Annotated in this window: 16 protein-coding genes; 12 read left to right on the top strand and 4 right to left on the bottom strand. The window is 41.2% G+C overall.

Annotated elements, in window-relative coordinates; genetic code table 11:
- Positions 1–119: 119 nt before the first annotated feature.
- The 3 genes from KO511_RS07595 to KO511_RS07585 all read left to right on the top strand — a co-directional run bounded on the left by KO511_RS07595 (position 120) and on the right by KO511_RS07585 (position 2,072).
- A complete protein-coding gene (locus KO511_RS07595; RefSeq protein WP_215986848.1) occupies positions 120–689 on the top strand; it encodes an LON peptidase substrate-binding domain-containing protein in 570 nt (189 codons plus the stop codon).
- 139 nt (positions 690–828) lie between these two features.
- A complete protein-coding gene (locus KO511_RS07590) occupies positions 829–1,413 on the top strand; it encodes a sigma-70 family RNA polymerase sigma factor (protein ID WP_215986847.1) in 585 nt (194 codons plus the stop codon).
- Entirely contained in the window at positions 1,410–2,072 is a 663-nt protein-coding gene (locus tag KO511_RS07585; protein WP_215986846.1) for a ChrR family anti-sigma-E factor, read from the top strand. Before KO511_RS07590 ends, KO511_RS07585 begins: the two co-directional genes overlap by 4 nt.
- A gap of 67 nt (positions 2,073–2,139) precedes the next feature.
- Here the strand turns inward: KO511_RS07585 and KO511_RS07580 are convergent, their stop codons facing one another.
- From KO511_RS07580 to KO511_RS07565, 4 genes are all read right to left on the bottom strand, one after another.
- Positions 2,140–3,495, bottom strand: a complete 1,356-nt coding sequence (locus tag KO511_RS07580; RefSeq protein WP_215986845.1) for an AmpG family muropeptide MFS transporter — start codon at positions 3,493–3,495, stop codon at positions 2,140–2,142.
- Between the two features lie 256 nt (positions 3,496–3,751).
- Positions 3,752–4,309, bottom strand: a complete 558-nt coding sequence (locus KO511_RS07575; protein ID WP_215986844.1) for a peptidylprolyl isomerase — start codon at positions 4,307–4,309, stop codon at positions 3,752–3,754.
- Positions 4,309–4,878: a YajG family lipoprotein gene (locus tag KO511_RS07570; protein WP_215986843.1), complete on the bottom strand. Its 570-nt coding sequence runs from the start codon at positions 4,876–4,878 to the stop codon at positions 4,309–4,311. Before KO511_RS07570 ends, KO511_RS07575 begins: the two co-directional genes overlap by 1 nt.
- Positions 4,879–4,926: 48 nt before the next feature.
- On the bottom strand, positions 4,927–6,057 hold the full coding sequence (locus tag KO511_RS07565) for a methyltransferase (protein ID WP_215986842.1): 1,131 nt from the start codon (positions 6,055–6,057) through the stop codon (positions 4,927–4,929).
- Between the two features lie 135 nt (positions 6,058–6,192).
- On the opposite strand from KO511_RS07565, the gene KO511_RS07560 reads away from it, so the two are divergent.
- The 9 genes from KO511_RS07560 to nqrM all read left to right on the top strand — a co-directional run bounded on the left by KO511_RS07560 (position 6,193) and on the right by nqrM (position 14,186).
- Positions 6,193–6,501: a BolA/IbaG family iron-sulfur metabolism protein gene (locus tag KO511_RS07560; RefSeq protein ID WP_215986841.1), complete on the top strand. Its 309-nt coding sequence runs from the start codon at positions 6,193–6,195 to the stop codon at positions 6,499–6,501.
- 440 nt (positions 6,502–6,941) lie between these two features.
- Complete coding sequence (locus KO511_RS07555) at positions 6,942–8,282, top strand: Na(+)-translocating NADH-quinone reductase subunit A (RefSeq protein WP_215986840.1); 1,341 nt, start codon at positions 6,942–6,944, stop codon at positions 8,280–8,282.
- 5 nt (positions 8,283–8,287) lie between these two features.
- Positions 8,288–9,532, top strand: a complete 1,245-nt coding sequence (locus tag KO511_RS07550) for an NADH:ubiquinone reductase (Na(+)-transporting) subunit B (protein ID WP_215986839.1) — start codon at positions 8,288–8,290, stop codon at positions 9,530–9,532.
- Positions 9,522–10,292: a Na(+)-translocating NADH-quinone reductase subunit C gene (locus KO511_RS07545; RefSeq protein ID WP_215986838.1), complete on the top strand. Its 771-nt coding sequence runs from the start codon at positions 9,522–9,524 to the stop codon at positions 10,290–10,292. The genes KO511_RS07550 and KO511_RS07545 overlap by 11 nt, the downstream gene beginning before the upstream one ends.
- Positions 10,292–10,924: an NADH:ubiquinone reductase (Na(+)-transporting) subunit D gene (locus KO511_RS07540; RefSeq protein WP_215986837.1), complete on the top strand. Its 633-nt coding sequence runs from the start codon at positions 10,292–10,294 to the stop codon at positions 10,922–10,924. The genes KO511_RS07545 and KO511_RS07540 overlap by 1 nt, the downstream gene beginning before the upstream one ends.
- Positions 10,925–10,931: 7 nt before the next feature.
- On the top strand, positions 10,932–11,528 hold the full coding sequence (nqrE, locus tag KO511_RS07535; protein ID WP_114785191.1) for an NADH:ubiquinone reductase (Na(+)-transporting) subunit E: 597 nt from the start codon (positions 10,932–10,934) through the stop codon (positions 11,526–11,528).
- Positions 11,529–11,561: 33 nt separating this feature from the next.
- Positions 11,562–12,785, top strand: a complete 1,224-nt coding sequence (nqrF, locus tag KO511_RS07530; RefSeq protein ID WP_215986836.1) for an NADH:ubiquinone reductase (Na(+)-transporting) subunit F — start codon at positions 11,562–11,564, stop codon at positions 12,783–12,785.
- Positions 12,786–12,927: 142 nt separating this feature from the next.
- Complete coding sequence (locus tag KO511_RS07525; protein ID WP_215986835.1) at positions 12,928–13,932, top strand: FAD:protein FMN transferase; 1,005 nt, start codon at positions 12,928–12,930, stop codon at positions 13,930–13,932.
- Positions 13,933–13,952: 20 nt separating this feature from the next.
- Complete coding sequence (nqrM, locus tag KO511_RS07520) at positions 13,953–14,186, top strand: (Na+)-NQR maturation NqrM (protein ID WP_215986834.1); 234 nt, start codon at positions 13,953–13,955, stop codon at positions 14,184–14,186.
- The last annotated feature ends 99 nt before the right edge of the window (positions 14,187–14,285 follow it).

The raw sequence follows: 14,285 nt of genomic DNA, 5'->3' as shown, positions 1-14,285 counted from the left end.
CCAATTTCTTGTTTGATGTCAGCACATCTTTCAAGTTTACGCTTACCATCATGCGCTGTTTTTGATCGAATTTCATGCAGTGACGTAAACCACTATAAATAAGTAAATGGTGTTTGATTGTGAAGGAAATTATGCTCTTTCCCCTTGGATCAATGTTATTGCCCAATGGGAAAATGAAACTGCGAATATTTGAGCCAAGGTACAAAAGGCTTATAAAGCAAGCTTGTCAATCCGATGGCACATTTGGTATTTGTCTTTTGGATGCCAACGATCAATCGGCTGAGCCTGTCCTTTCGTCAGTTGGGACTCTGGTGCAAGTTGTTGACTTTGAGATGCTTGAAAGTGGTTTGTTGGGCGTTACGGTTGTAGGGATTAAGAAGTTTAGGATTGATGCAGTTAGGTCTGAATATGATGGTTTGAGGCAGGCGAAAGTAGAATGGCTAAATGCATGGTCTTATTCAAAGATAGAAGTTAAGCATCAGCATTTGAGTGATTCCCTCCAAGATGTTTACCGCCATTTCCCTCAGTTTTCTGAGCTGCATCCTCAATGTTTCTTTGATGATGCAAGTTGGGTATGCCAGAGATGGCTGGAATTACTTCCTGTTAAGCAAAGGGATGTAGACTTTTTACTTCTACAAAGAGATTGCCGAGAAGCAATAGAGTTTTTATCTCTGTCAATAGACAGCTAAACTTGATATAGCCAAAAGATGACATGCCGAAAATGGTCGTAAATATTATGGCGTGTTCATGTCAAATAATGTGTTTTTAATATGATCGCTTTACATTTTCGGCTCGTAAGAAGTGAAAGCCCGCACAAGGAAACCCGATATGGTATCCAAAGACACTAAGTCGTTCGTCAAGCAAGATTGGTGCGAATGCATGGAGAAAGTGAAAGAGCAGGATAAAGAGGCTTTCTCTCTAGTCTTTACGCATTTTGCGCCGCGACTCAAACAGTTTGTTTTTAAGCACATGGGAAATGAACAAGTTGCATTAGAACTTGTTCAAGAAACGTTGGCGACAGTATGGCGAAAAAGTAAGCTTTTCGATGGTGGTAAAAGTTCATTGTCGACTTGGATTTATACTATCGCGAGAAACCTATGCTTTGATACCCTCAGAAAACAACGTGGTAAAGAGTTACATATTCATTCCGAGGATATCTGGCCAGATGATTTTTTCCCACCAGATCGTGTTGAAGATTATGCTCCTGAACACGAGATGCTCAAAGAGCAGGTAATCAAGTTTTTGAGCGTTTTACCCGAAGCTCAAAGAAAAGTTGTGCAGGCTGTGTATTTGGAAGAGCTTCCACACCAGCAGGTCGCTGAAATGTATGATATACCCGTGGGAACAGTCAAATCTAGACTCAGACTAGCGGTTGAAAAATTACGTCACTCTATGGAGGTGGAACGGTTATGAGTTATCATCCTGATTACAATAGTCTCAAAGCATACGCAGCAGGTGACCTCAACTCAATTGAAGGATTTGCTGTTGCTACTCATTTAGAAAACTGCCAAAACTGCAAGGAAAAAGTTCTAAGTCTCGAACAATGTCTTGGAGAGGAGTTGAGCTTACTTCATGGAGAACAAGACTTAAGCTTTGATTCTATGTTTACTAATATTGTTGCATCTAAGCCTGACACAATGCCGATAAAGCGTTTTAGGAAGCCTATATCGATTGAGGTTCACGGTAAACAGTTTTCGTTACCTTTATCACTGTCTAGATTTGAACATAAAATAGGCGAATGGCGCAGCTATGGAGGAAAAGTTTTCAGTGCTCCTATTGATGTGTGTGATACGGTGCGAGTGAATTTATTATACATTGCTGCAGGGGTGAACATTCCGCAACACACCCATAAAGGAACTGAATCAACCTTGATTTTGTACGGCGGCTTCAGCGACGAAAAAGGGCATTACGAAGTCGGAGATTACCTGGTCAAAGATGCTTCAGATAAACACAGCCCTTATACTAAACCTGACGAAGATTGTTTGTGCCTAACTGTATTGACAGAACCAATGGTATTTACTCAAGGGGTTGCAAGAGTATTCAATTTGTTTGGTAAGGGGATGTACCCTTAATAAGTTAGAAATAAAAAGGCTTGGTACTTGACCAAGCCTTTTTATTTGCCCTTACTTTAACCTTCGCTCATGTCTTTTTGTGAGCCTTGTTTAATATGTCTGTGAAGTAGTGTCGAAGCGAATACAGCATAATTAAACTCGGAATTACCATCAAACAAGTAAGAATAAAGAACATGGACCAATCGTTAAGGTAGTCGACCAGTTCACCACTAAACGATGCCAGCGTTGTGCGCCCTAAATTTCCTAATGACGCAAGTAAGGCATATTGTGTTGCAGAGAAAGCTTGGCCAGTAAGGACTGTTAGGAAAGATACAAAGGCGACAGTTGAAAATGCTGTTGTGAAGTTGTCGACTAATATAGTGGCTAAGAAAAGATGTTCATTTGGCCCGACTGAGGCTATCCAAGCAAACATTAAGTTACTGACCGACATTGTAATACCGCCTATCATCAGCCCACGTACTATTCCGAAACGAACATTAAACATACTACCAACTAAAGTGAAGAAAATAGTTGCTCCCCAACCGATTAGCTTAGAGTAATAGCCTATTTGTTCATTGCTAAACCCAACCTCTTTATAGAATGGGATAGACATGCGACCAAGGAAAGCTTCTCCTATTTTGAATAGGAAAACAAATAGCAGCAGAGTTACGGCCACTCTGGCTCCATTACTTCTGAAAAAATCAAGGAAGGGTTCGACAACAGTCACTGTTAACCATGAGAAAGCTTTTGACCCTACTACTGCAGAATGACGTTGTTCTGCTTGTTTCTGCAATTTTTCACGGTTGGTCTTTGGTTCCGTAACGAGAAGAGTGAAAACCATAAGAATAGCCACGAACATTGTCATACCATAATAAACACCATTCCAACCAATAGAATCAGCGTTTACAAAGGCTAAGTACCCAGGGAGAGAGTATCCTGTCCACCATCCAATAATTGCCATTGCCGAGGCTTGCGGCAATTTGGAAGAATCTGATTTAGGAAAGGTGTCAATACGAAAGGCATCGATAGCAATATCCTGAGTGGAGGAAGCGACTGCGATACCAAGAGCGAGCATGGACGTGAAGAGCAAGTTTTCCGCTGGATTGACTCCTGCGATCATTAAGGTGCAAATCAAGACTATAGATTGGCAGAAGAAAATCCAACTTCTTCTCTGTCCTAACAATGTATGCAGCAGTGGAAGTTTGACCCGATCAACCAGGGGGGCCCAAAGAAAATTGATGGCATAGACGACAAACACGCTGCCAAAATAACCAATGGCTGAGCGTGTAAGGCCCGCATCTTTGAGCCAGCCGGACATATTTGATCCAATAAGAACCCAAGGGAAACCACTAGAGCAGCCAAGCATGAAAACCCAAAGTAATCGTTTATCTAAGTAACTACGAAGAGTTGCTTGCCATGAGCTTGAACAGGAGTTGATTGACATGAATTCATCCTAATAGAAGATATGATTTTAAATAGTAAAAATTTAGTAATAGAAAGTTCTAGCCAATCAGGTTAGAGATTTTAGATCTAAGGTTCTGAAGTGGTCTAAGTATCTTTGGTGATATTAATGGTTGTCTCGAATGCGTCAAGATGAATTGCTTTTGTTTTTTTAATCAATCGAAAAGAAAAAATAAATATTTTTTATAAATATGAAGGCGGTAATAAAGCGCTCCAACCTGTCAGGTTAGAGCTAAGCTTTAGGGCATTAAAGTTACCTTAGTGATAATAATGGCAGTTTCAGGTACGTCTCGATAATTCCCTTTTTTTATGGTGGTAACTTTACTCATATCTGTAACGGTTTTAAAGCCGCTAGTGACTTTTCCAAATACGGTATAGCCTGCGGATGGCTTCTGTTTGTTGTCATCATAATTAAGGTACCCATTGTCGCTATAGTTTATAAAAAATTGCCGAGTGGCAGAATCTGGGTTACGAGTTCTGGCCATCGCAATCGTAGCCACCTCGTTCTTTAGTCCGTTGGATGCCTCATTTTTAATCGGGTCATAGGTAGCTACAGGCTTCATGTCTTTATCAAATCCCCCTCCTTGAGCCATGAAACCAGGGATGACACGATGAAATTGTGTGCCTACATAACTGCCATCTTTAACATATTTGACAAAGTTAGCCACAGTAATAGGGGCCTTTTTTTCATCTAGTTCAACGGTAAATGCCCCTAAGGTTGTTTCAAATACAACTTTAGGCCCAGCAAATGCTAGACTACTGAAAAGAGCAAGTGAAGCTATTACTGATTTCCACATTAGAAGCGCTCCTGCATGTAGTTTTTGAGCTCTCTATCATTGGCAACTTCTTTTAGCACTATGTTAGTGACGTCATTTAGTACCATGCCAATCTCATCATCAGAGGCACTAAGAACACCATTTCGCTTAGCTGTACCAGTATACGTTTTTACCAGTTTACCCTTGGGTGTTTCTGCGGTTATTTCTAATACGACTTTACCGTCCATCTGGTTTTCCATTACTGAGTGTTTGACGGAAACTAATGCTTCTTGTATCTCAATACGAACCGAATTTTCACTATTTACGGTACTGCGAAAACCCTGAGATTGAAACTGTTCCAATAAAGCATTTTCAATACTAATCCTGATGTTTTGCTTGGAGTGTATAGGTTCAATATTTGAACGGCCGCTATCAATTAATGCCACATATTGAGCTGATCGCACATCTTTACTGGTTAGTGTGAAATTTGCGTCTTGAACAAGGTTATTGTTGCTTAGAACTGGCTGAGGTATAAAGTTTAGCTGCTCTTGCTGAGGAGATGAACATGCAGCAAGTAAAGCCACTGACGCGGTCAGAAACAGTTTTCTCATTATGATTTCCTTTAATCGTCGCTCTAAATATAGAGACATGATAGTGAACTATTTAGTTGCCTGTAAAATAACAAATTTATTATTTGAGGCGATAAGTTTGATCTTAGATTTTCCAAACAACTTGGATAACTTCACATCGTAGCCGAGGTGACGGTTACCGATAACTAATAATTTCCCCTCATTGCAAAGAACATGCTTTGCATCACAGAACATTTGCCATGCTATGTGATCGGTAATAGCTTGTTGTTGATGAAAAGGAGGATTACACAAAACCAGCTCTACGCTATTCTCTTCGAATCCATCAAGACAATTGTTAGTGATACATTTTGTATTTCTTTCTACCCCTAAGGAATTGAGTAAATTGCTTTTTGCGCAGTCTGTTGCCATAAAACTTTCGTCTACGCATGTGATTTGCACACCTGGGTTATCAAGCCCTAGTTTAACTGACAGTACACCGTTTCCACATCCAAGATCTATCACTCGTTCAGTTGTCAGTCCTTTTGGTAAGTAATTGAGTATAAAGTGTGCTCCTTGATCGAGCTTTTCTCCAGAGTAAACATTAGGTAAGTTATTGAGTTCAAAGCCATATTGTTCAACCTTCCACTGAGTGACCGGTTCGACAACCAAAGTGTTAGAGCTATCGGCTGCAGAAAAAACTAGACGATGTTTTTTCCAAGCTAGTGATGTATGGGTTTTGCCGAGGTATTTCTCGAACAGTTTTAGCGTTGAGGTGTGGATGTCTTTAGCCTTATTCACAGCAATGACAGGTACTGTCGAATCAAGGGCTTGTCTTAATTGACTTAATTGCCATATAAGGTGACGATTATTCCTTGGGATTTGGATGAGTACGTAATCTACATTAGCTGGTATGTTAGCTATGGTATTAGACAGAGTGACTTCTTCGCACCGGTTACTTTCGATATTTTCAATTGTACCTTGGTGAGCGATATATGAATCACTCATCATGGTGACACGATACTTGTGCGTAAACCAACAGCTCAGTGCGCCAAAGTTATCGTTGAGGATCAAGATGTGTTTACCAGGCTCAATATTCAATTCTTCCATATAACTAATGAGATATTCGTCTCCAGCATCCCATGCTTGAAGTGTCTCATTATCCCTTTTGGGAAACCTGTTCAGGGTTAAAGCACGGTCAAAAAGCGCAAGTTCAGTTTTCATATTTGTAAAGATATGGGAATTGTTGGGATAAATTGTCGCAGAAGCAGAGGAGACTGGAAACTAAAACCTTTAGCTTTGGTTATAAGAAGGCTATCATTTGCCCTCTAAAATAGTTCTTATTTTCACGGTGACACAATGATACAAGAAGTGATAGAAACTAAACTAACAGACTACTTTATTCCTACGCATCTCGATGTGTTAAATGAAAGTTATATGCACAATGTCCCTGAAGGTTCAGAAAGTCACTTTAAGGTAGTGATTGTCAGTGATAAATTTGAAGGGCAGAGGTTGATTGGTCGTCATCGACAGGTTAACCACGTTTTAGCGAACGAGTTAGCTAATCATATTCATGCACTCTCAATTCACACATATACCTTAGAAGAATGGAAAAAACAAAATCAAATTGCTCCAGATAGCCCAATGTGCTTGGGAGGATCCAAATAGTATAGAGCATAAAAATAAGTATAGTGATAACGAGTAATTCCTTGATTATAAAATAACCAAGTTTTTAACAGTAAATATACAAAAAAACACCGTGATTGCTTTTAATGATAAGTGTTTCATAATGCGAATAAAACAGAGTATTATGCAGCCTGAATTTATCGCAAATTGTGCGGTAGTTCAAACTTGTGAATAATACTTAACCTTTTAAACTCAAATCCTTCGAAATATATATCTGATTCCTTTCTTTGGACATAGCGTATACTTCTAAAAAGATGCTAGACTACCGCACCTGATAAATCTCGACTAAATTTGTAACGAGGTTTTTAATAGGATGTTGCGATTTTGGTGTTTTGAACTGCGCCAAAACCGGACACTGATGTCGTGTCTAAAAGTTACGCAATCAATGAATCTTTTTCCCGATAAAAGTAGTGCAAGTGCGTATGATTACAATAAAGAAGGGTTTGGACCTGCCTATTGCAGGAACTCCTACCCAGGTGATTAATGATGGTAAGACCATCAAGAAAGTCGCCTTGCTTGGCGAAGAGTACGTTGGCATGCGACCTACTATGCATGTTCGCGTAGGTGATGAAGTAAAAAAAGCACAAGTTCTTTTTGAAGATAAAAAGAACTCTGGTGTGAAGTTTACTTCACCAGCAAGTGGCAAAGTAATCGAGGTTAACCGTGGAGCCAAACGTGTCCTTCAGTCAGTTGTGATTGAAGTGTCAGGTGAGGAACAGGTAACATTCGATAAGTTTGAAGCCGAAAAATTAGCAGGCCTTGACCCTAGTATGGTCAAAACTCAGCTTATTGATTCTGGTCTTTGGACAGCTTTACGTACTCGTCCGTTCAGCAAGGTTCCAGCCATTGAATCTTCTACACAGGCAATTTTTGTCACTGCAATGGATACCAATCCATTGGCAGTTCAGCCTGAGTTGGTCATTAATGAACAGCAGGAAGCATTTGTTGCAGGTTTGGATGTACTTTCAACTTTGACTGATGGCAAAGTTTACGTTTGTAAAGCCGGTACCAGTCTCCCTCGTTCTTCTTCAACAAATGTTGAAGAGCATGTTTTTGACGGCCCCCATCCAGCGGGACTCGCTGGCACTCACATGCATTTCTTATATCCAGTGAATGCCGAGAATGTCGCGTGGAGCATTAACTACCAAGACGTTATAGCGTTCGGTAAATTATTTCTCACAGGTGAACTTTATACTGAACGTGTGATTTCTCTTGCAGGTCCAGTTGTTAATAATCCCCGCTTAATTCGTACCATTCAGGGAGCAAATGTTGCCGAACTGACTGATGGTGAATTAATGCCAGGTGAAGTTCGTATTATTGCTGGCTCTGTTTTGTCAGGAATGCAGGCCTATGGTCCACATGCTTATCTTGGTCGTTACCATATACAAGTTTCGGTACTGCGTGAAGGTCGAGACAAAGAGCTATTTGGCTGGGCTGCGCCTGGTAAGAACAAGTTCTCGGTAACACGAGCCTATTTGGGTCATATTTTCAAAGGTCAGTTGTTTAATATGACAACTACGACCAATGGTAGTGATCGTTCAATGGTGCCAATCGGCAACTATGAACGTATTATGCCACTGGATATGGAGCCGACTTTGCTACTTCGTGATCTATGTGCAGGTGATACAGACAGTGCTCAGGCATTAGGTGCACTAGAACTTGATGAAGAAGATCTAGCATTATGTACCTTTGTATGTCCGGGTAAGTATGAATACGGAGCATTGCTTCGTGAATGCCTAGACACGATCGAAAAGGAAGGGTGATTTTCATGGCTCTTAAAAAGTATCTTGAAGACATTGAACATCATTTTGAACCTGGTGGTAAACATGAAAAATGGTTTGCACTGTACGAAGCTGTTGCGACGGTATTCTACACGCCAGGTTTAATCACTAAGAAGAGTTCGCATGTTCGTGACAGTGTTGACTTAAAGCGTATCATGATTATGGTTTGGTTGGCGGTATTCCCTGCGATGTTCTGGGGAATGTATAACGCTGGTGGCCAAGCTATTGTCGCGCTTAACCATATGTATGCTGGCGATCAATTTTCTTCGATTGTTGCCGGTAATTGGCATTACTGGTTAACAGAAATGTTGGGTGGTTCTCTTGCGGCCGATGCCGGATGGGGCAGTAAATTACTGCTGGGAGCGACATATTTCCTACCTATTTATGCGACTGTCTTTATCGTTGGTGGTTTCTGGGAAGTACTGTTCTGTATGGTGCGTAAGCATGAAGTTAACGAAGGTTTCTTTGTCACTTCTATCTTATTCGCATTAATTGTTCCACCTACACTTCCTCTTTGGCAGGCAGCCTTAGGCATCACGTTTGGTGTCGTGGTCGCTAAAGAGATATTTGGTGGTACAGGTCGTAACTTCTTAAACCCTGCATTAGCTGGCCGCGCATTCCTGTTCTTTGCTTACCCTGCTCAAATTTCAGGTGACGTAGTATGGACAGCTGCTGATGGTTTCTCTGGTGCTACGGCTCTGAGCCAGTGGGCACAAGGTGGTAACGGTGCGCTAGTCAATACGGTAACAGGTACCCCGATCACTTGGATGGACGCTTTTGTCGGTAACATTCCCGGTTCTATCGGCGAAGTATCAACCCTAGCTCTGATGATTGGTGCCGCAGTAATCGTTTATATGAGAATTGCTTCATGGCGTATTATTGCTGGTGTGATGATAGGTATGGTTGCAGCTGCAACAATATTTAATCTAGTTGGTTCAGACACTAATCCAATGTTTAATATGCCATGGCATTGGCACCTAGTCTTAGGTGGTTTTGCATTCGGTATGTTCTTTATGGCGACCGATCCTGTATCTGCTTCATTTACTAATAAAGCGAAATGGTGGTATGGAGGACTGATTGGTGTGATGTGTATATTAATTCGTGTTGTGAATCCGGCTTATCCAGAAGGTATGATGCTGGCGATTCTATTCGCGAACTTGTTTGCACCTTTGTTCGATCATGTGGTTATTGAAAAGAACATCAAGCGGAGACAAGCACGCTATGGCAAGTAATAACGACAGCATTAAAAAGACGCTGGGGGTTGTTATTGGGTTGAGCCTTGTTTGTTCAATCATAGTATCAACTGCAGCAGTGGGCTTACGTGAGCAGCAAAAAGCCAATGCTGCTTTGGATAAGCAAACGAAAATTATTCAAGTTGCTGGCATTGATACTGACGGTAAAAATGTACCAGACTTATTTTCTGAGTATATAGAACCTCGTTTAGTTGATTTCAACACGGGTGATTTTGTTGAAGGTGATGCTGCGATATATGATCAGCGTAAAGCAGCTAAAGACCCAGCAAAGTCAACAAAGTTACCAACTGATGAAGATCAAGCTAAGATCATTCGACGTGCTAATGTAGGTACTATCTACTTAGTTAAACAGGGTGATAGCGTGTCTAGGGTCATTTTACCAGTTCATGGTAACGGTCTATGGTCAATGATGTATGCATTTGTTGCTGTAGAAACTGATGGCAATACAGTCTCAGGTATTACTTACTATGAGCAAGGTGAAACACCTGGACTTGGTGGTGAAGTTGAGAATCCTTCATGGACAGCTCAGTGGGTTGGCAAGAAATTGTTCGATGAAAATCACAAACCTGCTATCAAAGTCGTTAAAGGTGGTGCGCCAGCAGGCTCAGAGCATGGTGTTGATGGTTTATCTGGTGCAACACTGACCAGTAATGGCGTTCAACACACATTTGACTTCTGGTTAGGTGACATGGGCTTTGGCCCGTTCCTAGCAAAAGTTCGTGACGGAGGTCTGAACTAATGTCTAGTGTACAAAACGTTAAAAAGAGCATTTTAGCGCCAGTATTGGATAACAACCCAATTGCGCTACAAGTTCTTGGTGTATGTTCTGCGCTTGCAGTAACTACGAAACTTGAAACAGCATTTGTTATGACAATCGCGGTGACCTTTGTAACTGCGATGTCTAACTTCTTTGTTTCTCTTATCCGTAATCATATTCCTAACAGTGTGCGTATCATTGTTCAAATGGCAATCATCGCTTCACTTGTTATTGTGGTAGACCAAGTACTAAAAGCTTATCTGTACGATATCTCTAAGCAGTTATCGGTCTTTGTTGGCCTGATTATTACCAACTGTATTGTAATGGGTCGTGCTGAAGCATTTGCAATGAAGTCTGCTCCAGTACCTTCTCTTATTGATGGTATTGGCAATGGTTTAGGCTACGGTTTTGTTCTTATTACTGTAGGTTTTTTCCGTGAGCTATTTGGCTCTGGTAAACTTTTTGGTATCGAAGTACTGCCTTTAGTGAGCAATGGTGGTTGGTATCAGCCAAATGGTCTGATGCTACTTGCACCGTCTGCATTCTTCTTAATTGGCTTCCTGATTTGGGCGATTCGTATCCTTAAACCAGAACAAGTAGAAGCGAAGGAGTAAGAACGTCATGGAACATTACATTAGTCTGTTAGTTAAATCGATTTTTATCGAAAACATGGCTTTGTCGTTCTTCTTGGGTATGTGTACGTTTCTTGCCGTATCTAAGAAAGTAAAGACCTCTTTCGGCCTAGGTGTCGCTGTTGTTGTGGTGTTGACTATTGCAGTACCAGTAAACAACCTCGTATACAATCTAGTGTTGAAAGAGAATGCCTTGGTTGCGGGGGTAGACCTTAGCTTCCTAAACTTCATCACCTTTATCGGTGTTATAGCGGCTTTAGTACAGATTTTAGAAATGGTTTTGGACCGTTTCTTCCCGCCTCTGTACAATGCGCTTGGTATCTTTCTACCATTGATTACGGTTAACTGTGCGATCTTTGGTGGTGTGTCTTTCATGGTGCAACGTGACTATAACTTTGCTGAATCAGTTGTTTATGGTTTCGGTTCAGGTGTGGGCTGGATGTTAGCGATTGTCGCTCTTGCAGGTATCCGAGAAAAGATGAAGTACTCAGACGTACCTCCAGGCTTACGTGGCTTAGGAATTACGTTTATCTCAGTAGGTCTTATGGCGCTAGGCTTTATGTCTTTCTCTGGTGTTCAACTGTAAGTCGGGTAGACCGCAACAATTAAGGAATAGTCAATGGACATTATTCTTGGCGTAGTGATGTTTACTCTGATTGTGCTGGCGTTAGTACTAGTGATTTTATTCGCTAAGTCTAAGCTTGTACCGACTGGTGACATTACAATTTCTGTTAACGATGACCCTTCTTTGGCAATCGTTACACAACCAGGAAGTAAACTTCTGAGTGCTCTAGCTGGTGCTGGTGTATTCGTTTCTTCTGCTTGTGGTGGCGGTGGCTCATGTGGTCAGTGTCGTGTCAAAATTAAATCAGGTGGTGGTGACATTTTGCCTACTGAGCTTGACCATATTTCAAAAGGTGAAGCCCGTGAAGGTGAACGTTTAGCCTGTCAGGTAGCAATGAAAACTGACATGGATATTGAGCTTCCTGAAGAAATATTTGGTGTTAAGAAGTGGGAATGTTCTGTTATATCTAATGATAACAAAGCGACCTTCATCAAAGAACTAAAGCTACAGATCCCTGATGGTGAGTCAGTGCCTTTCCGCGCTGGTGGATACATTCAGATTGAAGCGCCTGTTCATCACATCAAATACGCAGATTTCGATGTTCCAGATGAATATCGTGAAGACTGGGACAAATTTAATTTGTTCCGTTATGAGTCTAAAGTTAACGATGAGACCATCCGTGCTTATTCTATGGCAAACTATCCGGAAGAAGAAGGCATTATCATGCTGAACGTTCGTATAGCTACGCCTCCGCCGAATAATCCAGAGGTAGCACCTGGTATTATGTCTTCATACATCTGGTCACTGAAAGATGGCGATAAGTGTACTATTTCAGGGCCATTTGGTGAGTTCTTTGCCAAAGATACTGAAAATGAAATGGTATTCGTTGGTGGGGGTGCTGGTATGGCTCCGATGCGTTCTCATATCTTTGACCAACTTAAGCGTCTCAACTCTTCACGTAAAATGTCTTTCTGGTATGGCGCTCGTTCTAAGCGAGAAATGTTCTACGTAGAAGACTTTGATGGATTGCAAGCAGAGAACGACAATTTCGTTTGGCACTGTGCTTTATCTGATCCAATGCCTGAAGACAATTGGGATGGCTATACTGGCTTTATCCACAATGTATTGTATGAAAATTATCTTAAGGACCACGACGCGCCTGAAGATTGTGAGTACTACATGTGTGGTCCACCTATGATGAATGCTGCTGTTATCGGTATGCTAAAAGATCTTGGTGTTGAAGATGAAAACATCCTACTCGATGACTTTGGTGGTTAATACTTTAAGTCTTTGATAAATATGGCTGACCTTGTAAGGTCAGCCATTGTTTTTTCTACGGTTAAAACTTTAAGTGGTGATAGAAGATGAACTCACTGAAGGTTCATGTGCTATTCCCATTTACTCAAAAGGAATCAAACAAGTGAAAAAATGGCTTGTTGTATTTGCTTCTCTCTTCGTTATTGTTGGTTGCGAAAAACCAATTGACCAAATTTATCTCAGTGGCCTCACTATGGGGACAACGTACAATATCAAGTATATTGTCTCCCAGGAACAGCCCTCTCCAGATGTGTTACAGAAAGAGATAGATCGCTTACTGGAGCAAGTTAATGATCAGATGTCGACTTATCGTAGCGATTCTGAATTGAGTCGTTTTAATCAAAATAAGAGCTCACAGCCTTTTGAAGTATCACCACAAACCGTAACTGTGGTGAAAGAAGCTGTTCGTCTTAATGGTCTAACATTAGGGGCTTTGGATGTGACAGTCGGGCCTTTAGTTAACTTATGGGGCTTTGGGCCTGAAGCTCGTCCAGAAGTGGTGCCGAGTGATAGTGAGCTTGAAAAGCGCAGAGCGGTAACAGGTATTCAACACTTAAGTGTTAATGGTAATGCGCTCTCAAAGGATATTCCCAATCTATATATTGACCTTTCCACGATAGCGAAAGGTTGGGGTGTTGATGTTGTTGCCGATTATATACAGTCACAAGGGATTGAGAATTATATGGTCGAAGTTGGAGGCGAAATGCGCCTTAAAGGCTTAAATCGAGAAGGTGTAAAATGGCGAGTTGCGATTGAAAAACCAACGGTAGATGAGCGCGCAATACAGGAAATTATTGAGCCAGGTGATATGGCAATCGCAACATCAGGTGACTATCGAAATTATTTTGAAAGAGATGGGATAAGATATTCCCATATTATTAATCCTGCGACTGGGAAGCCCATCAATCACAAAGTCGTTTCAGTTACAGTACTCGATAAGTCTTCTATGACGGCTGATGGTCTCGCTACGGGTTTGATGGTTCTGGGCGAGGAACAGGGTATGAAGATAGCCAACGAAAACAATATTCCTGTGATTATGATTGTAAAATCGAGTGATGGGTATATAGAACTGGCATCGGAAGCGTATAAGCCATATATTAATAAATAATAGTTAGTGAGTATGTTGTTATGAATACATTTCTGATCACCTTTGGTGTTTTTATTGCCTTTATCGCCGCTATGTCTGTAGGCTACATTTTCCAAAAGAAAGTGGTAAAAGGAAGCTGTGGTGGGCTTGGCGCTGTTGGAGTGGATAAAGTATGTAATTGTCCAGAGCCTTGTGATGCACGTAAGAAACGTGAAGCAAGAGAGGCTCTCAGGGCAGAAAAGCTTGCCGCGTGGGAAAACGACCGTATTGCATAGTATTCTATAGGCCCGATTTAATGTCGGGCTTTATCATCTACATAAAATCCATTTAGATTTTCTCAAGTAATAGCTGAGTTTCCTACTTAGCCTAAAGCG

The sequence above is a fragment of the Vibrio hepatarius genome, assembly GCF_018860525.1.
GTDB lineage: Bacteria > Pseudomonadota > Gammaproteobacteria > Enterobacterales > Vibrionaceae > Vibrio > Vibrio hepatarius_B.
The sequence above is the reverse complement of the archived record's forward strand: the minus strand, read 5'-3'. Positions and strand labels throughout refer to the sequence as shown.

Coding starts and splice junctions, on each gene's coding strand:
- KO511_RS07590 (WP_215986847.1), top strand. CDS start 829: ATGGTATCCAAAGACACTAAGTCGTTCGTCAAGCAAGATTGGTGCGAA.
- KO511_RS07585 (WP_215986846.1), top strand. CDS start 1,410: ATGAGTTATCATCCTGATTACAATAGTCTCAAAGCATACGCAGCAGGT.
- KO511_RS07580 (WP_215986845.1), bottom strand. CDS start 3,495: ATGTCAATCAACTCCTGTTCAAGCTCATGGCAAGCAACTCTTCGTAGT.
- KO511_RS07575 (WP_215986844.1), bottom strand. CDS start 4,309: ATGTGGAAATCAGTAATAGCTTCACTTGCTCTTTTCAGTAGTCTAGCA.
- KO511_RS07570 (WP_215986843.1), bottom strand. CDS start 4,878: ATGAGAAAACTGTTTCTGACCGCGTCAGTGGCTTTACTTGCTGCATGT.
- KO511_RS07565 (WP_215986842.1), bottom strand. CDS start 6,057: ATGAAAACTGAACTTGCGCTTTTTGACCGTGCTTTAACCCTGAACAGG.
- KO511_RS07560 (WP_215986841.1), top strand. CDS start 6,193: ATGATACAAGAAGTGATAGAAACTAAACTAACAGACTACTTTATTCCT.
- KO511_RS07555 (WP_215986840.1), top strand. CDS start 6,942: ATGATTACAATAAAGAAGGGTTTGGACCTGCCTATTGCAGGAACTCCT.
- KO511_RS07550 (WP_215986839.1), top strand. CDS start 8,288: ATGGCTCTTAAAAAGTATCTTGAAGACATTGAACATCATTTTGAACCT.
- KO511_RS07545 (WP_215986838.1), top strand. CDS start 9,522: ATGGCAAGTAATAACGACAGCATTAAAAAGACGCTGGGGGTTGTTATT.
- KO511_RS07540 (WP_215986837.1), top strand. CDS start 10,292: ATGTCTAGTGTACAAAACGTTAAAAAGAGCATTTTAGCGCCAGTATTG.
- nqrE (WP_114785191.1), top strand. CDS start 10,932: ATGGAACATTACATTAGTCTGTTAGTTAAATCGATTTTTATCGAAAAC.
- nqrF (WP_215986836.1), top strand. CDS start 11,562: ATGGACATTATTCTTGGCGTAGTGATGTTTACTCTGATTGTGCTGGCG.
- nqrM (WP_215986834.1), top strand. CDS start 13,953: ATGAATACATTTCTGATCACCTTTGGTGTTTTTATTGCCTTTATCGCC.